At 70.1% G+C, this 18,215-nt stretch carries 18 protein-coding genes; 15 read left to right on the top strand and 3 right to left on the bottom strand.

The annotated features are described in order from the left end of the window. The first annotated feature begins 55 nt into the window (after positions 1 to 55). The 9 genes from fliE (at position 56) to C693_RS0109190 (ending at position 8,108) form a co-directional block, all read left to right on the top strand. Positions 56 to 403, top strand: coding sequence for a flagellar hook-basal body complex protein FliE (fliE, locus tag C693_RS0109225; RefSeq protein ID WP_017461979.1), 348 nt, complete (start codon positions 56 to 58; stop codon positions 401 to 403). A 44-nt stretch (positions 404 to 447) separates the two neighbouring features. Further along, positions 448 to 2,142, top strand: a complete 1,695-nt coding sequence (fliF, locus tag C693_RS0109220) for a flagellar basal-body MS-ring/collar protein FliF (protein ID WP_017461978.1) — start codon at positions 448 to 450, stop codon at positions 2,140 to 2,142. After that, positions 2,135 to 3,139 carry a flagellar motor switch protein FliG gene (fliG, locus tag C693_RS0109215; RefSeq protein ID WP_017461977.1) on the top strand — a complete coding sequence of 335 codons (1,005 nt, stop codon included), beginning with the start codon at positions 2,135 to 2,137 and terminating at the stop codon, positions 3,137 to 3,139. Before fliF ends, fliG begins: the two co-directional genes overlap by 8 nt. Beyond that, positions 3,139 to 3,780: a flagellar assembly protein FliH gene (locus C693_RS0109210; protein ID WP_017461976.1), complete on the top strand. Its 642-nt coding sequence runs from the start codon at positions 3,139 to 3,141 to the stop codon at positions 3,778 to 3,780. Before fliG ends, C693_RS0109210 begins: the two co-directional genes overlap by 1 nt. Then, positions 3,777 to 4,211 carry a hypothetical protein gene (locus C693_RS23625; RefSeq protein ID WP_157798577.1) on the top strand — a complete coding sequence of 145 codons (435 nt, stop codon included), beginning with the start codon at positions 3,777 to 3,779 and terminating at the stop codon, positions 4,209 to 4,211. The genes C693_RS0109210 and C693_RS23625 overlap by 4 nt, the downstream gene beginning before the upstream one ends. Next, positions 4,208 to 5,572, top strand: a complete 1,365-nt coding sequence (gene fliI, locus C693_RS0109205; RefSeq protein ID WP_017461975.1) for a flagellar protein export ATPase FliI — start codon at positions 4,208 to 4,210, stop codon at positions 5,570 to 5,572. The genes C693_RS23625 and fliI overlap by 4 nt, the downstream gene beginning before the upstream one ends. Further along, positions 5,569 to 6,006 carry a flagellar export protein FliJ gene (gene fliJ, locus C693_RS0109200; protein WP_017461974.1) on the top strand — a complete coding sequence of 146 codons (438 nt, stop codon included), beginning with the start codon at positions 5,569 to 5,571 and terminating at the stop codon, positions 6,004 to 6,006. Before fliI ends, fliJ begins: the two co-directional genes overlap by 4 nt. Positions 6,007 to 6,085: 79 nt before the next feature. Beyond that, a complete protein-coding gene (locus C693_RS0109195) occupies positions 6,086 to 7,318 on the top strand; it encodes a flagellar hook-length control protein FliK (RefSeq protein WP_017461973.1) in 1,233 nt (410 codons plus the stop codon). Between the two features lie 181 nt (positions 7,319 to 7,499). Beyond that, positions 7,500 to 8,108: a flavin reductase family protein gene (locus C693_RS0109190; RefSeq protein ID WP_017461972.1), complete on the top strand. Its 609-nt coding sequence runs from the start codon at positions 7,500 to 7,502 to the stop codon at positions 8,106 to 8,108. A 5-nt stretch (positions 8,109 to 8,113) separates the two neighbouring features. Here the strand turns inward: C693_RS0109190 and C693_RS0109185 are convergent, their stop codons facing one another. Continuing rightward, positions 8,114 to 8,671 carry an N-acetylmuramoyl-L-alanine amidase gene (locus C693_RS0109185; protein WP_017461971.1) on the bottom strand — a complete coding sequence of 186 codons (558 nt, stop codon included), beginning with the start codon at positions 8,669 to 8,671 and terminating at the stop codon, positions 8,114 to 8,116. Positions 8,672 to 8,732: 61 nt separating this feature from the next. Between C693_RS0109185 and C693_RS0109180 the strand changes: the two genes are divergently transcribed. From C693_RS0109180 to C693_RS0109170, 3 genes are all read left to right on the top strand, one after another. Then, the gene (locus C693_RS0109180) at positions 8,733 to 9,260 is read left to right on the top strand and encodes an alpha/beta hydrolase (RefSeq protein WP_026107301.1); all 528 of its coding nucleotides are present in this window, start codon (positions 8,733 to 8,735) and stop codon (positions 9,258 to 9,260) included. Further along, complete coding sequence (rlmKL, locus tag C693_RS0109175; protein WP_017461969.1) at positions 9,257 to 11,443, top strand: bifunctional 23S rRNA (guanine(2069)-N(7))-methyltransferase RlmK/23S rRNA (guanine(2445)-N(2))-methyltransferase RlmL; 2,187 nt, start codon at positions 9,257 to 9,259, stop codon at positions 11,441 to 11,443. The genes C693_RS0109180 and rlmKL overlap by 4 nt, the downstream gene beginning before the upstream one ends. 65 nt (positions 11,444 to 11,508) lie before the next feature. Then, positions 11,509 to 11,946 (top strand): hypothetical protein, encoded by a 438-nt coding sequence (locus C693_RS0109170; RefSeq protein WP_017461968.1) that lies wholly within the window; start codon positions 11,509 to 11,511, stop codon positions 11,944 to 11,946. Positions 11,947 to 12,018: 72 nt separating this feature from the next. On the opposite strand, the gene C693_RS0109165 is transcribed toward C693_RS0109170, so the two are convergent. Beyond that, positions 12,019 to 12,450: a DUF6491 family protein gene (locus tag C693_RS0109165; protein ID WP_017461967.1), complete on the bottom strand. Its 432-nt coding sequence runs from the start codon at positions 12,448 to 12,450 to the stop codon at positions 12,019 to 12,021. A gap of 211 nt (positions 12,451 to 12,661) precedes the next feature. On the opposite strand from C693_RS0109165, the gene egtB reads away from it, so the two are divergent. The 3 genes from egtB to C693_RS0109150 all read left to right on the top strand — a co-directional run bounded on the left by egtB (position 12,662) and on the right by C693_RS0109150 (position 16,003). Further along, the gene (gene egtB, locus C693_RS0109160) at positions 12,662 to 13,912 is read left to right on the top strand and encodes an ergothioneine biosynthesis protein EgtB (RefSeq protein ID WP_017461966.1); all 1,251 of its coding nucleotides are present in this window, start codon (positions 12,662 to 12,664) and stop codon (positions 13,910 to 13,912) included. After that, a complete protein-coding gene (gene egtD / locus C693_RS0109155) occupies positions 13,909 to 14,886 on the top strand; it encodes an L-histidine N(alpha)-methyltransferase (protein WP_017461965.1) in 978 nt (325 codons plus the stop codon). Before egtB ends, egtD begins: the two co-directional genes overlap by 4 nt. A 124-nt stretch (positions 14,887 to 15,010) precedes the next feature. Beyond that, a complete protein-coding gene (locus C693_RS0109150) occupies positions 15,011 to 16,003 on the top strand; it encodes an NAD(P)/FAD-dependent oxidoreductase (RefSeq protein ID WP_017461964.1) in 993 nt (330 codons plus the stop codon). 4 nt (positions 16,004 to 16,007) lie between these two features. Here C693_RS0109150 and mfd read toward each other — a convergent pair. After that, positions 16,008 to 18,215 (bottom strand): transcription-repair coupling factor (gene mfd, locus C693_RS0109145; protein ID WP_017461963.1); only part of this gene is annotated, 2,208 nt, incomplete at its 5' end.

The following is an 18,215-nucleotide window of genomic DNA, read 5'->3' as shown; positions in this document are numbered from 1 at the left end:
TGGCACGCATCGTGCAACACCGGCACTGGAACCCGTCACGCGTTGGAAATCCGTCATGAGCACGATCGACGTCAACAACCTGCTTTCCCAGATGCGCCAGATGTCCACGCAGGTGCGTTCGCCGGAGGTGGCGTTTTCCTCCACCGCGATGCCGGCGACGTCGCCGGCGGCGATCCCCGGTGGCGGCTTTGGCGCGGTGCTGCGGCAGTCGATCGCCGCGGTCGGCGACAGCCAGGCCGAGGCCGGCCGCATGGCGGCGGCGTTCGAGCGTGGCGACAAGGGCGCCGACCTCGCCCGCACGATGGTGGCGATCCAGAAGGCCGACCTCTCGCTCAACGCGATGACCCAGGTCCGCAACAAACTGGTCGACGCCTACAAAGACATCATGAACATGCCGGTCTGAGCGCGGCTCTCCCCACCCCGCACCCCCGATAGCGAGCACCCCCCATGGCAGACGGCGGCATGACCCCCACGGAACCGAAGGTCGACGGCGATCGCCCCGCCGCGCGCCTGGACCTGCGCGACATCGCGCGCAGCCCGGCGTCGCGCCAACTGATGCTGCTGGTCGGCGTGGCGCTGGCCGTGGCGATGGGCGTGGCCGTGGTGCTGTGGTCGCGCTCGCCCAACTACGGCCTGCTGTACGCCGGGCTGGACCAGAAGGACGCCGCCGCGATCACCCAGGCGCTGCAGTCCACCAATACGCCCTACACGCTGAGCGCCGACGGGGCTTCGATCATGGCTCCGCAGTCGCAGCTGGCGTCGATCCGCCTGCGCCTTGCCGGGCAGGGCCTGCCGCAGGGCAGCACCAATGCCACTACCGTCCCGGGCGCCGATTCGCCGTTCGGCATGAGCGACCTGGCCGAGCGCACGCGCTACCAGCAGATGCTGGAGACCGACCTGGGCAACACCATTGCCAACCTGCAGTCGGTGCGCTCGGCGCGCGTGCACCTGGCGCTGCCCAAGCCGTCGGCGTTCATCCGCGACAACCACCAGGCCAGCGCCTCGGTGCTGGTGTCGTTGTTCCCGGGCCGCCAGCTCGACGCCAGCCAGGTGGCGGCGATCGTGCACCTGGTCTCCTCCAGCGTGCCCGATCTCGATCCCAAGCAGGTGTCCGTGGTCGACCAGCAGGGGCAGCTGCTCACCGGCGACGCCCCGGACAGCGCCGCGTCGGTGGGCGATACTCGGCTGCGCCTGGCCACCCGCATCGAGAACACCTACGCCGAGCGCATCGAGGAGCTGCTGACGCCGCTGGTCGGTCCCGGCAAGGTGCGCGCGCAGGTCTACGTCGATCTCGACTTCAGCCAGACCGAGAAGGCGTCGGAAACCTACGACCACGATCATCCCGCGCTGCGCAGCGAGCAGACCAGCAGCGAGCAGCGCACTGACGCGGGCGCGAACAACGGCGTGCCGGGCGCGCTCAGCAACCAGCCGCCGAACACCCCTGCGCAGCCCACCGCGGCCAATCCGCAGGCGCGTGCGAACGGTGCGGCCGCGACCAGTTCGACCGCATCCACGCCGACCGAGAGCTCCTCCAGCGCGACCCGCAACTTCGAGCTGGACCGCACCATCAGCCACGTCACCGATCCGGCCGGCCGCCTGGCGCGCCTGAGCGTGGCGGTGGTGGTCGACAACAAGACCGTTGGAACCGGCAAGGACGCCAAGAGCGAGCCTTTCACGCCGCAGGAGCTGACCCATCTGACCGATCTGGCCAAGAACGCGGTCGGCTTCAATGCCGCCCGTGGCGATACGGTCAGCGTGGTCAACCAGGCATTCCATCGCGACCCTGCCGCCGACGACACCAGCGAGCCGACGATGTCGTTCTGGCAGCGCCCGGGCATGCTCGACCTGATCAAGCAGGGCGGCGGCATCCTGGTCGCGCTGCTGGTGGCTTTCGGGCTGCTGCGGCCGCTGCTCAAGGGCCTGAGCCGTGGGCCCGCCCGCCCGGTCGAAGAAGCCAACGCATTGCCCTCGCCGATGCCGAAAGTTTCCGTGCAGGTCGCCGATATTCCGGAGGATGAACCGGCCCGCATCGGGCAGGCGATTGCCTACGAGCAGAAGATCAACATGGCCAAGCGCATGGTGAGCGAGAACCCCAAGCAGGTGGCGCAGGTCGTCCGCAACTGGGTGGGCGACAATGGCTGAGCAGGTTTCCGACGGCGCCCGCCAGGCCGCGATCCTGCTGCTCACGCTGGGCGAGCAGGATGCCGCGGAGGTGCTCAAGCACCTGTCCGCGCGCGACGTGCAGGCGGTCGGTTCGGCGATGGCCGGACTCACCAGCGTCAGCCGCAACGAAGTCGAGGGCGTACTCAACCGGCTCAACGAGGATGTCGGGCACCAGACCGCGCTGGGCGTCGGCACCGAGGACTACATCCGCAAGATCCTCACCAACGCCCTGGGCGAGAGCAAGGCCGGCGGCCTGATCGATCGCATCCTGCTCGGCCGCTCCAGCAAGGGCCTGGAGTCGCTCAAGTGGATGGAGAGCCGGGCGATCGCCGAACTGATCAACCTGGAGCATCCGCAGATCATCGCGCTGGTGCTGGCCCACCTGGAGCCGGACCAGGCCGCCGAGGTGCTCGGCTACCTGCCGCCGCGCACGCGCTCGGACGCGATCATGCGCATCGCCACGCTCGACGGCGTGCAGCCGCATGCGCTGAACGAGCTGGACGAGATCATGGAGCGTCAGTTCTCCGGCAGCTCCAACAAGCTCAAGTCGGCCAGCGTGGGTGGCCTGAAGGCGGCCGCGGACATCCTCAACTCGATGGAGTCCAGTCGCGAGGCCGAACTGATGTCGGCGATCCGCACGCAGGATGCCGGCCTGGGCGGCAAGATCGAGGAGCTGATGTTCGTCTTCGACGACCTCGCCGAGCTGGACGACCGCAGCATGCAGACGCTGCTGCGCGAAGTGCCTTCGGCGCGCCTGACTGTGGCGTTGAAGGGCGCCGAGCCGGCCATCCGCGAGAAGATTTTCGCGAACATGTCCAAGCGTGCCGCCGACATGCTGCGCGACGACCTGGAAGTGTCCGGTCCGGTGCGCGTGAGCGAAGTCGACGCGGCGCAGAAGGAAGTGCTGATGATCGCCCGTCGCCTGGCCGATGCCGGTCAGCTCACGCTGTCCGCCGGCGGGGATGACTTCGTCTGATGGCCGCTCAGATCATCCGCGACGCGGTCGGCGGGTTCCAGCGCTGGGAGCTGCCGCCGGTCGTGGATCGCCTGGCCGTCGAGGCCGTGTCGGAGGAAGGCGGTCCGCCGACCGTCGCCGAACTGGAAGCGCTCGAACGCCAGGCGCGCGAAGAAGGCTATGCCGCCGGTCGTGCCGAGGGCCTGGCCGACGCGAAGCGCGAACGGGAAGCCATGGTGCGGCAGTTCGAGATGCTGCTGGATGCCGCTGCGCGTCCGCTGGAAGCGCTCGACGAGGCAACCGAGCAGGAGCTGGCGCGACTGGCCACGGTGATCGCCCGTCGGGTGATCGCGCACGAATTGGCCACCTCGCCGGCACTGATCGTGCAGGCCGTGCAGCAGGCCGCGCGGGCGCTGCCGTCCGCGGCCCGTGAGGTGCGCGTGCGCGTGCATCCGGACGACCTGGCGGTGCTGCGTGAGCACCAGGTGGCCGAGGAGCATTGGCAACTGCTGCCCGATCCGGCGCTGTCGCGGGGCGACTGCGCGCTCGAGAGCGAGCGCTCGCGACTGGATGCCCGCGTCGACACGCGCCTGGCCGCCATCGTCGACGCGGTGCTGGGCATCGACTCGGACGACGATGGCGGCGACGAGGTGACGGCATGAGCCGTCCCGCGCACGCTGGCACGGTCGTCTCGATGGCCGCCCATCCGGCCACCCCGAGACATCGCGCGATGTACGGCGCCGCGCAGCCGCAGGCCGGCTGGGTGGCGCTGGCCGACCTGCCCGGCGATCCCCGCCTGGCTGCCCGCATCGCCCGTCGCGATGCCCGCTCCGGCTACCCGCAGGAGACTGGCCGGGTGACGGTTTTCCTGCGTCTGATCCTGCTTCGCAGGCTGTGGCGGCGTTGCTGCCGCGGCCTCTCCGTTTCGCGCCGCTGGTGGGCCCCCGTGAAGCCGACCGCCCCGTCTACCTCCCCCGACGGCATGGCTGGTTGGCCCAAGCGATCCCCCCGTCCCACGGGTGCCCACCTGCGGCGCGATTTCCCTTCGGTCCAGGCCCGTCGTCGGCCACTTCGTGACGGGAGTTCGCGGTGAGCGCGGATCTGCTGGCCCGGCGCGGCGAACACTGGCGCGAACGGCTCGCCCGCCGCGCCCGCCGCGCCGAGCTGGCGCACACCCTGACCGTGGAAGGCCGGCTGCGCCGCGTGGTCGGCCTGACGCTCGAGGCGGAGGGCTGCGAAGCGGCGCTCGGTTCGCGTTGTCTGGTGGATTCGGCCGACGGCGACCAGCTCGACACCGAGGTGGTGGGCTTCGCCGACGAACGGCTGCTGCTGATGCCGGTGGGCGAGATGCACGGCGTGCTGCCGAACGCGCGGGTTCGTCCCTGCGCACATGCCGGTGGTCTGCCGGTGGGACAGGGCCTGCTCGGCCGTGTGGTCGGCGCCGACGGCCTGCCGCTGGACGGCATGGGGCCGCTGGACACCGACGAGCAGGCCTCGCTCAAGGCCGAGCCGATCAACCCGATGGAGCGCAAGCCGATCGACACCCGCCTGGATACCGGCGTGCGTGCGATCAACGCGCTGCTCACCGTCGGCCGCGGCCAGCGGCTGGGTCTGTTCGCCGGCTCCGGCGTCGGCAAGTCGACGCTGCTCGGCATGATGACCAAGTACACCGATGCCGATGTGGTGGTGGTCGGGCTGATCGGCGAGCGCGGCCGCGAGGTGAAGGAATTCGTCGACCACACGCTGGGCGTGGAGGGGCGTCGCCGCGCGGTGATCGTCGCCGCGCCGGCCGACGCACCGCCGCTCAAGCGCCTGCGCGGCGCGCAGTACGCCACCGCGATCGCCGAATGGTTCCGCGACCGCGGCCTGCGCGTGCTGCTGCTGATGGATTCGCTGACCCGCTACGCCCAGGCGCAGCGCGAGATCGCGCTGGCGATCGGCGAGCCGCCGGCGACCAAGGGTTATCCGCCGTCGGTGTTCGCGATGCTGCCGGCGCTGGTCGAACGTGCCGGCAACGATGCCGAGGGCCGCGGTTCGATCACCGCCTTCTACACCGTGCTCACCGAGGGCGACGACTACCGCCACGACCCGATCGCCGATTCCGCCCGCGCGATCCTCGACGGCCACATCGTGCTCTCGCGCGACCTCGCCGAGGCCGGTCACTACCCGGCGATCGACATCGAGGCGTCGATCAGCCGCGTGATGCCGGCGGTGGTCCGCCGCGAGCACCTGCGCTCGGCGCAGCGCTTCCGCCAGATCTATTCGGCCTACCGCCAGCAGCGCGACCTGATTGCGGTGGGTGCCTACCAGAAGGGTTCCGATCCGCAGGTCGACCATGCCATCGCGATGTGGCCGCGGCTGCGCGCGTTCCTGCAGCAGGAGGTCGACGAGCCGGTGACCCTTGTCCAGGGCATCGAGGCGCTGTGCGCGCTGACCGGCGAGGGTGAAGCATGAGGTCGCGTGCCGACCGCCTGCAGCCGGCGGTGGACCTGGCGCACGACCGTCGCGACGAGGCCATGCAGCGGCTGGCCGAGCAGCAGCAGAAGCTGGCCCGTGCCGAACACCAGCTGGAGGAGCTCAAGCGCTACCGGCACGACTACGCTTCGGCCCAGGCCAACGGCACCAGCGTGCAGGCGTTGCTCAACCTGCAGCAGTTCATCGACCGCATCGACCAGGCGATCGCCCAGCAGGTGGCCGAAGTGCAGCGCCAGCAGCGTCACCTGGAGCATGCGCGCGGCCACTGGCGCGAGGCGCATGCCCGGGAGAAGGCGCTGGACAGCGTGGTCAGCCGCTACCGCGAGGCCGAGCGCAAGGCCGAGGACCGGCGCGAACAGTCCGATGTAGACGAACGCATGCAGTACCGGCGCCCGCCGGGGCTCGCGCGCTGACCGTCATGCGCCCGTTGGCGCGAACCTTGCTGCCCAGCCTGTAACACGTCGCCCGCGACGAATTTCCGACAAGGTCACCATGCCCGCCACCGCACCGCTTCCCAAGATTTCCGTTGCCACGTCCAGCCCGGTCGCCCCGGCCGGCGAGTCCCGTGCGGGTTCCGGCGACGCGGCCCGCGTCTTCGACAGTCACCTGGACGCCGCGCGCCAGCAGCAGTCCGGCGCGGATAAGGCCAGGTCGGCGCCTGCGACGTCCACCCGCACCGATGCGGGTGCCGGCAAGTCGGCGTCGAAGGATGCGGGCGGCCAGTCGACGGCCACCGGCGGCAAAGATCCGGCGGCGGACGAGTCCGCCCAGGGCAACGCGGCGGCCACCGCATCGCTGGCTGGCGGGATCAAGTCCAAGGTTGCCTCCGACGAGGGTGTCGATGCCTCCGATGCATCGACAGACAAGACGGCGGCACCCGACGACGATGCGTCGGCCACCGGGGCCGCTTCGGTGGCCGGTGCCATGCTCGCGTTGCTGGGGCAGGCCATGCCGGCCAATGCTTCGGCCGTCACCGGCGGCGCCGCCAAGGTGATGGCGGCGAGCATTCTCAAGGCATCGCTCGGCGGTTCGCCCGCCACCGATGCGTCCGCCTCAGGCAGCGTCGACCCGGCCGTGGCCACGACCACCGACGGCACGGCCTCGTCCGACGCCAGCCCGGCAGCGAATGGCGCCGGACAGCCCATCCAGGGGCTGGCCTCCTTCAACGACCTGTTCGCCTCCGGGCTGCCCAAGGCCGCGGCGCGACAGGACGAGAAGGCGACCATCGATGCACTGGCGGGCCTGATGCAGGCGGGCGCGCAGGTCGCCCCCGCGCCGCTGGCAGCGGCACCGCATGCGCTCGCCATTGCCAGCCAGGTCGGCACTGCCGACTTCACCCAGCAGCTCGGCCAGCAGGTGGCCTGGCTCGGTGGGCAGGACATCAAGCAGGCGCGGATCAAGCTGCATCCCGAGGAGCTCGGCTCGCTGGACGTGAAAGTGAATGTTCAGCACAACGGACAGGTCGATGTGACCTTTGCCGCACAGCACCCGGCGACCGTGCACGCACTGCAGCAGACCCTTCCGCAGCTGGACACGCTGCTTGCCCAGCAGGGCCTTTCGCTGGGGCAGGCGCACGTCGGCCAGCAGTCGGCCGGCGGAGGCGATGGCGGCCGGCAGTCATCCTCTCCGGGTCGCGCCGGTGACTCGACCGACGCGGCCATCGGCGAGGTGAGCGCCGCGCCGGCGACGATCAGTGCCGTGGGCCTGCTCGACGCTTTCGCCTGATCCTGCGCCACGCGTTCCGGCTCGCCTGCACGGCCGCCCGTCCCGGCCGGACGGCGAAAGTGACGCGTGCAAGGGGGCTTTCGCCGTGTGGCGGGATGTCCCATCCGGCCCGGAACGGCGCGGCGATACCGGTCACGGACGCTAGACTGCGCGCCAGCGCCCCGCGAAGGACACCCCGACGATGCAACTGGATCTGGCCGGCATGAGTGCCGACGAGGCCTATCGCTGGCTCACCGCCACCGTCACGCCGCGACCGATCGCCTGGGTCGCCAGTGTCTCCTCCGCCGGGGTCACCAATCTGGCGCCCTTCAGTTTTTTCCAGGTGATCTGCGACCAGCCGCCGACGCTGATGGTTAACGTCGGACTCCATCCGGGTGGCCGGCCGAAGGACACCCTGGTCAATGCCCGCGAGACCGGACAGGTGGTGATCCACCTGGTCAATGCGGCGCTGGCGCCAGTGATGAACGAGACCGCCGCCACGCTGCCGCCCGAGGTCAGCGAGATCGAACGTTTCGGCATCGCCACGGTGCCGGGCACCCGTGTGGCCGTGCCGCGGCTGGTGCAGGCGCCGGTGGCGTTCGAGTGCGAGGTGGAGAGCATCACGCCGTACCCGGCGGAGAGCCCGCGGCACTTCCTGATCTTCGCGCGCGTGCTGCTGGCCCACATCGACGATGCGGTGATGGCCGACGAGCGTCATGTCGACCCCGAAAAGCTCGACCTCGTCGGGCGCATGGGCGGGCTGTGGTACTCGACCACGCGGGACCGCTTCCCGATGAAGCGCCCGCCGTAGGGGGCTCAGGCGCGGATGCGCTCCAGCGCCGCGCCGGCCAGCACCTCGTCCCACGGAAACCGCGGACCGGGGTCGCGCTTGCGCGGCACCTCCCGCGAGGGATCGTCGCTGGCCGCCACCCGGGCGATGTCCAGATCCTCGTGGCCGGCGATCTGCCGCAGCGCCGGAAACTCGTCGCGCAGCCGCGCCAGCAGCGCCTTGAGGGCCGCGATCTGCGCGGGCGGATAGGGTTCGTCCATCGCCTGGTGGCGCGAGTCGAACCAGTCCGGATAGCGCCCGGTGTTGACCAGCTCGATGCCGATCGATGCCGGGTTGTAGCCGCGCACGTGGTGCGCCACGCGGGTGCCGGGCACGTAGCGCTCGATGCGGCCGTCGCGGTCGACGTAGTAGTGGCCGCTGTTGCCGGTGCCGCTGGCGTGCAGCACGCGCTCGCCGTACTCGCGGGCCATCGCCAGGTCGGGCAGCTCGGTGCAGTGGATCACCACGAGGGTGACGGCGTCGGCCGGGCGCGCCTGAAGGCGGTCGACGTAGGGCAGGAAATGGTCGTGGACGGTGACGGGCATGCGCGGGAGTCTCGCACGGTGCCGCGGTATCATGAACGACCCGCCACGCCGAGCCGCCGCCATGCGCCCCCCGATCATCCTCTCGCACGGTGCCGAATCCGGCCCCGACGCCACCAAGGTCAGTGCACTGGCCCGGCTGGCCGAATCGCTGGGCTGGTCCACCCTGCGTCCCGACTATCGCGAGGACGACGCGCTCGGCCTGGCCGGCTCGGTCGCCCCCCGCCTGGCGCGGCTGGAGGCGGCGATCCAGGCCCAGCCGATGCCGCCGGTGCTGGTCGGCTCCAGCATGGGCGCCTTCGTCTCCGGGCTGGCCTCGCTCGAGCGACCGGTGGCCGGGCTGTTCCTGATGGCCACGCCCGAGTCCATCCCCGGCTGCGAGGTGGATTTCGATGTCTCGCCCGACGTGCCCACCGTGCTGATCCACGGCTGGCGCGACGAGCTCTGCCCGCTGGACGACATATACGCTTTTGCCGAACGGCGGCAGCTGCCGCTGCTGGTCCTCGACGACGACCATCGCCTGTCGGCGAGCGTGGACGCGATCGCCGGGCAGTTCCGGCTGTTCCTCGAGTCCCTGGCGGCGCGCGCATGACGGCCTTCTTCGCCAGTTGCCCGAAGGGCCTGGAATACCTGCTGAAAGACGAACTGGTCGCGCTCGGTGCCGAAGACGTGCACGAGGCGCTCTCGGGCGTGCGCTTCTCCGGCACGCTGGAGACCGCCTACCGCGCCTGCCTGTGGTCGCGCCTGGCCAGTCGCGTGCTGCTGCCGCTGGCCGAGTTCGACGCGGCCACCGACGAGGCGCTGTACGCCGGCGTGCAGTCGGTCGACTGGTCGGCGCACCTGTCCGAGCGGGCCACCCTGGCGGTGGACGCGCACACCACGCAGAGCAAGCTCAACCACAGTCAGTTCCTCGCCCAGCGGGTGAAGGACGCGATGGTCGACCAGTTCCGCCAGCGCACCGGCCAGCGCCCCGACGTGGTCACCGACGAGCCGGACGTGCGGATCAACGTGCGCCTGCGCCGCGACCGCGCGACGCTGTCGCTGGATCTGTCCGGCAGTCCGCTGCACCGCCGTGGCTGGCGCGAGATGCAGGGCGAGGCGCCGCTGAAGGAGAACCTTGCCGCGGCGATGCTGCTGCGCGGTGGCTGGCCGCAGATCTACGCCGAGGGTGGCGCGCTGCTGGATCCGATGTGCGGCTCGGGCACGCTGCTGATCGAAGGCGCGTGGATGGCCGCCGACGTTGCGCCGGGCCTGCACCGTGAATACTTCGGTTTCCTCGGCTGGGCGCAGCACGACATCGCGCTGTGGAAGCGTCTGCACGAGGAGGCGCGTACGCGCGCCGAAGCCGGCCTGCGCGCGCTGCGCGCCTGCTTCTTCGGCGCCGATGCCGACCCGCGGATGGTGCAGACCGCCAAGCGCAACGCGCAGGCCGCCGGCGTCGCCGGCTTCTTCACGCTGGACCGGCACGATGCCAGCCACGCGGCCCCGCCGCCCGGCGTGGCGCGCGGCCTGGTGATCACCAATCCGCCGTATGGCGAACGGCTGGGTCAGCGCGAGCAGATGCCGCAACTGTATCGTGCGCTGGGCGAGACCCTGCGCGCGCACTTCGCCGGTTGGCGTGCCGCCGTGCTGGCCGGTGACGCCGAGCTGGGGCGCGCCATGCCGCTGCGCGCGGACAAGAAGTACACGCTCTACAACGGCGCACTGGAGACGGTGCTGCTGATCTTCGAGCTGCACGCCCGCGAGACGGTGGCGCGCGAGCCGAAGCCGCTGTCGCCCGGCGCGCAGATGGTGAAGAACCGGCTGGAGAAGAACGTCCGCCACCTGCGCAAGCGGCTGGAGCGCGAAGGCATCCACTGCTGGCGCGCCTACGACCAGGATCTGCCCGAATACGCCGCGGCCATCGACGTCTACGGCAACGCGGGCGGCGAACGCTGGCTGCACGTGCAGGAATACCGCGCGCCGGCCGAGGTGCCCGCGGCGGTGGCGCAGACCCGCCTGCGCGAGCTGGTGCGCGTGGCCGGCGAGGTGTTCGAGGTGCCGCGCGACCATGTCGCGGTGAAGACCCGCGAGCGCGGCAAGGGCGGCTCCAAGTACGGCCACTTCGACCAGCAGGGGCAGTTCGTCGAAGTGGAGGAGGGCGGTCTGCACTTCCTGGTGAACCTCACCGACTACCTGGACACCGGCCTGTTCCTCGACCACCGATTGGTGCGGGCGAAGCTGCGCGAGCTGGCCCAGGGGCGACGCTTCCTCAACCTGTTCGCCTACACCGCAACGGCCAGCGCCTACGCCGCGGCCGGTGGGGCGCAGGACACCACCAGCGTGGACCTGTCGGCCACTTATCTGGACTGGGCCTCGCGCAACCTGGCGCTGAACGGCTTCAGCGGCACGCGGCACCGGCTGATGCAGGCCGATGCGATGACCTTCCTGCGCGCCGACCGCGAGCGCTACGGATTGATCTACGTCGATCCGCCGACCTTCTCCAACTCCAAGCGCGCAGAGGATTTCGACGTGCAGCGCGACCACGTCGCCCTGCTCGAAGCCTGCGGCGACCGGCTGGCCCACGACGGCGTGATCGTGTTCTCGAACAATTTCCGCCGCTTCGCGCTGGATCGCGCGGCGCTGGAGGAGCGGTTCAGCATCGAGGACTGGAGCGCGCCCAGCATCCCGTTCGATTTCGCCCGCCGGGCGGACATCCACGGCTGCTGGCTGCTGCGCCTGCACGGCCCGTCGAACGAAAATCCGTGGGACAGCGCAAGAATCAAGCGCCGATGAATTTTCAGTGGCGATTAAGTGGCGCGAGCCGAGCATGGCTCCCGGATTCGAAGGAGGTAGCTCGCATGACTGGCATCCTTGGCAAACAGAAACTCGCGGCCGCCGGCGTGATGATCGCCGCGGCGCTGGCCATGCCGTTCGCCGCCAGCGCACACGGCTGGGGTCACGGCGGCTGGGGCCACGGCTACCGTGGCGGTTATCACGGCTACCACGGCGGTTACTACCGCGGCTATCACGGTGGCTATCACCGCGGCGGTCACTGGGAGGGCGGTCGCTGGATCGCCGGTGCGCTGGTCGCCGGTGCGATGGTCGGTCTGATCGATGCGGCGGTGAATCCGCGCCCGGTCTACTACGATGCCCCGGTGGTCTATACCCGCCCGCGCACCACGGTGATCTACGAGGATCGCCCGGTGGTCGAGCGCCGCGTGGTCACCCGCACCGTGGTCTACAGCGATCCGTACGACACCCGCTACGTGCGTGACGACGGCTACGACGGCGACTGATCCGCTGTCCCGCAAGACCGAATGCGACCCAGGAAAACGCCCGGCCATGGCCGGGCGTTTTTCGTGCGCGTCCTACGGCTTGCTGGTGGGCTGGTCGGCGGCACTGCCGCTGCGTCGCGCTTTTGCCGAAAGCCGGTCGAATTCCGCCTTGTCGACGATCCGCACCGACTGGATCGCGCATCGTGGCTGGTGATACGAGCTGACCGTCTCGCCCGCTTCGCCGCAGATCCGGTACATGCCCAGCGCGAGGTTCGAGCGGTTGGGGTGGAAGATCAGTCCGGCCGGCGGCTGCCCCAGTCGCGGGCACCGGGCCTGTAGCCCGACCACATAGCGCCTGGGACCGGTGCGTACGGTGGCGGTGCGATCGTCGACGATGTGCCACTCGTTGATCTGGTCGACGCGGATGCATTCGCTGATCGGCCGCAGCGGTGTACGCGCCGAAGCGCTCTGCGCGGCAACGCCGGTGGTCGTCGCCAACGCCAGGGCGGAAAGGATGATGGCCATTCTCACGGGGGCACCTCGCGATCGGCAGGGAATACGGTGAGGCATGCAACACGGAATGCATGCGCGTGTCCACTATCGGCCATCCGCGGATCACAGGATCTGAACGTCCCGTGCAGGACAATCCGACCTCGGTTCCCTGCACGGCATTCTGCATGCTCCCGCGCTTCGGCCGTCGTTCCCGTTCATATGCTCTCGGCCTCCGGTGCGTGCCATGAAGGTGCCGGGCCTGGTCGCCGACACGTCCCTTCGCACGCGCTTCGACCGCATCCGCCAGGTCACGGTGGCGCTGGCCTCGCCGCTGTCGCCCGAGGACATGATGGTGCAGTCGATGCCCGACGCCAGTCCGGGCAAGTGGCACCTCGCGCATACCACCTGGTTCTTCGAACAGTTCGTGCTGTCGCGGCGTCCCGGCTACGTGACGCGTCATCCCGGTTGGATGGTGCTGTTCAATTCGTATTACCAGTCGGTCGGGCCGATGCACGCCCGGCCGCGCCGTGGCCTGCTGTCACGACCATCGCTGGCCGAAGTGCTGGATTACCGGCGTTACGTCGACGATGCCGTCGGCGAATGGCTGGAGGCCGGCGACGATCCGGACCTCGCCATGCTGGTGGAGCTCGGCTTGAACCACGAACAGCAGCACCAGGAACTCCTGCTCACCGACATCAAGCACGCGTTGTGGTGCAATCCGCTGCGGCCGGCCTACCGGGTGGAGGGGTGGACCACGGGGCCGTCGCGACCCGTGCCCCTGCGTTTTCTCGCTGGTGACGAAGGCATCGTCGACCTCGGCCATGAGGGGGGCGGCTTCACCTTCGACAACGAGACGCCCCGCCATCGCGCGCTGCTGCAGCCGCACGCGCTGGCCAACCGGCTGGTCACCAACGCGGAGTACCTCGCCTTCGTCCACGATGGAGGCTACCGCGAGCCGGGGCTCTGGCTGTCCGACGGTTGGGCCACGGTGCAGGCCGAGGGCTGGCAGCGCCCGCTCTACTGGGAGGACGACCTGGCCAACGAATTCACCCTCGGCGGCGTGCAGCCGCTGGATCCCGAAGCCCCGGTGTGCCACCTGAGCTACTTCGAGGCCGACGCGTTCGCACGCTGGGCCGAGGCGCGCCTTCCGACCGAGGCCGAATGGGAGGCTGCGGCCGCCGTGCTGCCGGTGCAGGGCAACCTGCAGGAGCAGGCGCGCCTTCATCCGCACGCCGCCACCCCGGGCGAAGGGCTGCGCCAGATGTTCGGCGACGTCTGGGAGTGGACCGCCTCGCCCTATGTCAGCTACCCCGGTTTCCGGCCGTTGCCGGGGTCGCTGGGCGAATACAACGGCAAGTTCATGAACGGGCAGTGGGTGTTGCGTGGGGGCAGCTGTGTCACGCCGTGCGACCACGTGCGCGCAAGCTATCGCAACTTCTTCCCTCCCCATGCCCGCTGGCAGTTCGCAGGAATCCGACTCGGAAAGGACTTATGAGCAGCACACTCCAGGCCACCTGGCTGCGCGACGACGATCGTCGCCCCCCCGACAATTTCATTCTCGAAGTGGTGCAGCGCGGCCTGGCCGCCAGACCGAAGCGGCTGCCGTCCTGGCTGTTCTACGACGAACGCGGCTCGGAGCTGTTCGTGGCGATCTGCGAACAGCCGGAGTATTACCTCACCCGCTGCGAGATCGCGCTCATGCGTGCGCACGGCGCAGAGATCGCTGCCGCACTCGGGCCGGACGTGAGGCTGGTGGAATACGGCAGCGGCCACGCGATCAAGACCGACCTGCTGCTGGAACACCTGGTCTCGCCGGTGGCCTACGTGCCGGTGGAAATTTCCCCGGAGCCGCTGCGACAGAGCGTGCAGCGCCTTGGCGAACGCTTCCCCGACGTTGCCATGCAGCCGCTTTGCGCGGACTTCACCCGCGCGCTGCGCCTGCCGATCGCCCCTCGGGCCACGCGCCGGACGGTGATCTATTTCCCCGGGTCCACCATCGGCAATTTCGAGGCGGCCGATGCCGCCGTGCTGCTGCGCAAGATGCGTGCGGAAATGGGCGAGAGCGGCGGCATCCTGATCGGTGTCGACCTGAAAAAGGACACGGCGCTGCTGGAGGCTGCCTACAACGATGCGGCCGGCGTCACCGCCGAGTTCACCCTGAACATGCTCGCCCACGTCAATCGCGCAATCGGCAGCGACTTCGACCTGCGCCGGTTCCGGCATCGTGCGCGCTACAACCCGATGGCCGGTCGCATCGAGACATGCATCCTCAGCAGCGAGGATCAGGTGGTGCGCGTGGGGCGGCAGCAAGTGCGCTTCCGCGAGAACGAGGCGATGCAGGTCGAGTACAGCTGCAAGTACTCGCTGGAGGATTTCGCCGCGCTCGCTCATCGCGCCGGGCTGGCGGTGCGCGAGGTCTGGCTGGATCCCGAGCGGATGTTCAGCGTGCAGTACCTGGTGCGCGCCTGAGACATCGCCGCGCGCATCACCTGCGGGATGTCGTGCGTATGCGGGGAGCCGGGGCGTAGGGCAGGCTTCCGACCGGAACCGCCCGACCCGGCGCCGCGCCGCTTCCCCGCTGGAGCTCCCCCGCATGACCGTTTCCCCGTCCCCGCGCATCGCCGTCGTCGGCGCCGGCATGGCCGGCCTGGCCTGCGCCCGCGCTCTGCATCGCCGCGGCCTTGGGCCAGTGGTGCTGGAGAAGAGCCGGGGGCTGGGCGGGCGGATGGCGACGCGTCGCACCGAACAGGGTCACCGCTTCGACCACGGCGCGCAGTTCGTCACCGCCCGCGAGCCGCGCTTCGCCGCCGAACTGCAGGCTCTGGCGCAGGCGGGCGCGGCGCGGCCCTGGGCACCGCGGCTGCCGCCCGGCAGCGAGGCGCCCACGCATCCGTGGTGGATCGGTACCGAGGGCATGCGTCCGCTGGTCGACCCGCTGGCGGACTCGCTCGATGTGCGGCTGCAGGCGACGGTCACCGGGCTGTCGCGCCACGACGGGCGCTGGCGGCTCGCGCTGGACGATGGTGAATACGTCGACGGGTTTGATGCGGTGGCCATCACTGCACCTGCGCCGCAGGCCCGGATTCTGCTCGAGCGCGCCGGATCGGCGCTGGCGGGAGCGCTCGACGTGGTGGAGATCGCGCCTTGCTGGGCACTGATGCTCGCCTTCGACACGCCCTGGGAGCTGCCGTTCGACGCCGGGCGTGTGGAGGACGGCGGCCCGGTGGCGTGGCTCGCGCGGCAGTCGAGCCGGCTCGGCGGGGACGACGGCATCGACCGCTGGGTCGTGCATGCCTCGCCCGCCTGGAGCCGGGAGTATCTCGAGTGCGTGCCGGAGGCGGTGGTGCAGTGGCTGCTGTCCGCGCTGGCTGAGCGGTTCGGCGCGCCGCCACCGCCGCCGATCGCGGCGCAGGCCCACCGCTGGCGCTATGCGATGACCACCCGGCCGCTGGGCCAGCCGTTCCTTGCCGATCCCGCGGCGGGGCTGTGGGCCGGTGGCGATTGGTGCCTCGGCGCCCGCGTCGAGAACGCGTTCCAGAGCGGCGCCGCCCTGGCCGGATCGATCGCCGACGCGCTCGGCGCCTGAGTCCTCAGGCCGGCCGGCGCGCGCCCAGCATGATCAGCACCTCCTGCGCGCTGCGGATGCGTTCGGTCGCGCCGGGCAGGTCGAGCACGACCTTGAGCTTGTCCTGGCCTTCCAGCTTGTAGACCCGCGGCAGGCTCTGGATCAGCTTGATGATCAGCAGCGGATCCACCTCGGGTTTTTCGCGGAACAGGATGCGCCCGCCGTTGGGGCCGAAGTCCAGCTTGCGGATGCCCAGCGGCGTGGCCATCAGCTTCAGCGTGGCCAGCGCGAACAGGTTCTTCGTCGGCTCGGGCAGCAGGCCGAAGCGGTCGATCATCTCCACCTGCAGGTCGCGCAGGTGCTCGTCGCTGCGCGCGCTGGCGATGCGCTTGTACAGCGTCAGGCGGGCGTGCACGTCGGGCAGGTAGTCGTCCGGGATCAATGCCGGCAGGTGCAGCTCCACCTCGGTCTCGTGCTCCGAGCTCAAGTCGAAGTCGGGCACTTTGCCGCTCTTCAGCGCGCGCACGGCGCGATCCAGCAGTTCGGTGTAGAGGCCGAAGCCGATCTCCTGGATCTGGCCGGACTGCTCGTCGCCCAGCAGCTCGCCGGCGCCGCGGATCTCCAGGTCGTGGGTGGCCAGGGTGAAGCCGGCGCCCAGTTCCTCCAGCGAGGCCAGCGCCTCCAGGCGCTTTTCCGCATCCGGCGTCATCGCCTTGCGGTCCGGCACCACCAGGTACGCGTAGGCACGATGGTGCGAGCGGCCGACGCGACCGCGCAGCTGGTGCAACTGGGCCAGGCCGAAGCGGTCGGCGCGGTTGATGATGATGGTGTTGGCGGTCGGGATGTCGATGCCGGTCTCGATGATCGTGGTGCACACCAGCACGTTGAAGCGCTGGCGATGGAAGTCCGCCATCACCTGCTCCAGCTCGCGCTCCGGCATCTGGCCGTGGGCGATGCCGATGCGCGCCTCGGGGATCAGCTCCTGCAATTCGCGCGCGGTGCGCTCGATCGATTCCACCTCGTTGTGCAGGAAGTACACCTGGCCGCCGCGCGACAGCTCGCGCTGGAACGCCTCGCGGATCGTCGCCGGATCCCACGCCGCGACGAAGGTGCGCACCGCCATGCGGTGCGCTGGCGGGGTGGTGATCAGCGACAGGTCGCGCAGGCCGCTCATCGCCATGTTCAGCGTGCGCGGGATCGGCGTGGCGGTCATGGTCAACAGGTCCACCTCGGCGCGCAGCTTCTTGAGCTGCTCTTTCTGCCGCACGCCGAAGCGCTGTTCCTCGTCGACGATGACGAGGCCGAGGTTCCTGAACTTGATGTCCGGCTGCAGCAGCTTGTGAGTGCCCACGATCACATCGATCTCGCCGGCCTCCAGTTTCTTCAGTGCCGCGTTCACGTCCTTGGCCGAGCGGAAGCGCGACAGCACGTCCACCTTCACCGGCCAGTCGGCGAAGCGGTCGGCGAAGTTGCGGTAGTGCTGCTGGGCGAGCAGGGTGGTTGGCACCAGTACGGCGACCTGCTTGCCGGCGGTGGCCGCGGCGAAGGCGGCGCGCAGCGCGACCTCGGTCTTGCCGAAACCCACGTCGCCGCAGATCACCCGGTCCATCGCGCGCGGTGCGGCGAGGTCGCCGAGCACGGCTTCGATGGCCTGCTCCTGGTCCGGGGTTTCCTCGAACGGGAAGCTGGCGCCGAATTCCTCCACCATCTGCCGGTCCACCGGCATCGACTCGCCGCCGCGTGCCTCGCGCTGGGCGTAGATCGCCAGCAGCTCGGCGGCGACGTCGCGCACCTTCTCGGCTGCCTTCCTGCGCGCGCGCTCCCAGGCGTCGCCGCCCAGCGAGTGCAGCGGCGCGAGCTCCGGCGCCGTGCCGGAGTAGCGGCTGACCAGGCCGAGCTGGGCCACCGGCACGTACAGCTTGTCGCCCTTGGCGTACTCGATGATCAGGAACTCGCCTTCCATGCCGCCGAGCTCCATCGACTCCAGACCCTGGTAGCGGCCCACGCCGTGGTCGACGTGCACGATGGGCGAGCCGATCGAGAGCTCGGTGAGGTCGCGGATGATGGTGTCCGGATCGCGCGCCTGGCCGCGGCGGCGCCTGCGCTCGCTGCGTACGCGTTCGCCGAACAGTTCCCGCTCGGTGAGCACGGTGATCGCGGGTTTGCTGAGCGCGAAGCCCTGCTCCAGCGGGGCGATGGTGATCGCGAAGCGCGCTGCGACTCCCTCCCCCCC

The organism is Dyella ginsengisoli LA-4 (assembly GCF_000334915.1).
GTDB lineage: Bacteria > Pseudomonadota > Gammaproteobacteria > Xanthomonadales > Rhodanobacteraceae > Dyella_A > Dyella_A ginsengisoli_A.
The sequence above is the reverse complement of the archived record's forward strand: the minus strand, read 5'-3'. Positions and strand labels throughout refer to the sequence as shown.

Bases quoted from the DNA above. Each gene is read 5' to 3' on its own strand.
- fliE (WP_017461979.1), top strand. From the start codon at position 56: ATGAGCACGATCGACGTCAACAACCTGCTTTCCCAGATGCGCCAGATG.
- fliF (WP_017461978.1), top strand. From the start codon at position 448: ATGGCAGACGGCGGCATGACCCCCACGGAACCGAAGGTCGACGGCGAT.
- fliG (WP_017461977.1), top strand. From the start codon at position 2,135: ATGGCTGAGCAGGTTTCCGACGGCGCCCGCCAGGCCGCGATCCTGCTG.
- C693_RS0109210 (WP_017461976.1), top strand. From the start codon at position 3,139: ATGGCCGCTCAGATCATCCGCGACGCGGTCGGCGGGTTCCAGCGCTGG.
- C693_RS23625 (WP_157798577.1), top strand. From the start codon at position 3,777: ATGAGCCGTCCCGCGCACGCTGGCACGGTCGTCTCGATGGCCGCCCAT.
- fliJ (WP_017461974.1), top strand. From the start codon at position 5,569: ATGAGGTCGCGTGCCGACCGCCTGCAGCCGGCGGTGGACCTGGCGCAC.
- C693_RS0109195 (WP_017461973.1), top strand. From the start codon at position 6,086: ATGCCCGCCACCGCACCGCTTCCCAAGATTTCCGTTGCCACGTCCAGC.
- C693_RS0109190 (WP_017461972.1), top strand. From the start codon at position 7,500: ATGCAACTGGATCTGGCCGGCATGAGTGCCGACGAGGCCTATCGCTGG.
- C693_RS0109185 (WP_017461971.1), bottom strand. From the start codon at position 8,671: ATGCCCGTCACCGTCCACGACCATTTCCTGCCCTACGTCGACCGCCTT.
- C693_RS0109180 (WP_026107301.1), top strand. From the start codon at position 8,733: ATGCGCCCCCCGATCATCCTCTCGCACGGTGCCGAATCCGGCCCCGAC.
- rlmKL (WP_017461969.1), top strand. From the start codon at position 9,257: ATGACGGCCTTCTTCGCCAGTTGCCCGAAGGGCCTGGAATACCTGCTG.
- C693_RS0109170 (WP_017461968.1), top strand. From the start codon at position 11,509: ATGACTGGCATCCTTGGCAAACAGAAACTCGCGGCCGCCGGCGTGATG.
- C693_RS0109165 (WP_017461967.1), bottom strand. From the start codon at position 12,450: ATGGCCATCATCCTTTCCGCCCTGGCGTTGGCGACGACCACCGGCGTT.
- egtB (WP_017461966.1), top strand. From the start codon at position 12,662: ATGAAGGTGCCGGGCCTGGTCGCCGACACGTCCCTTCGCACGCGCTTC.
- egtD (WP_017461965.1), top strand. From the start codon at position 13,909: ATGAGCAGCACACTCCAGGCCACCTGGCTGCGCGACGACGATCGTCGC.
- C693_RS0109150 (WP_017461964.1), top strand. From the start codon at position 15,011: ATGACCGTTTCCCCGTCCCCGCGCATCGCCGTCGTCGGCGCCGGCATG.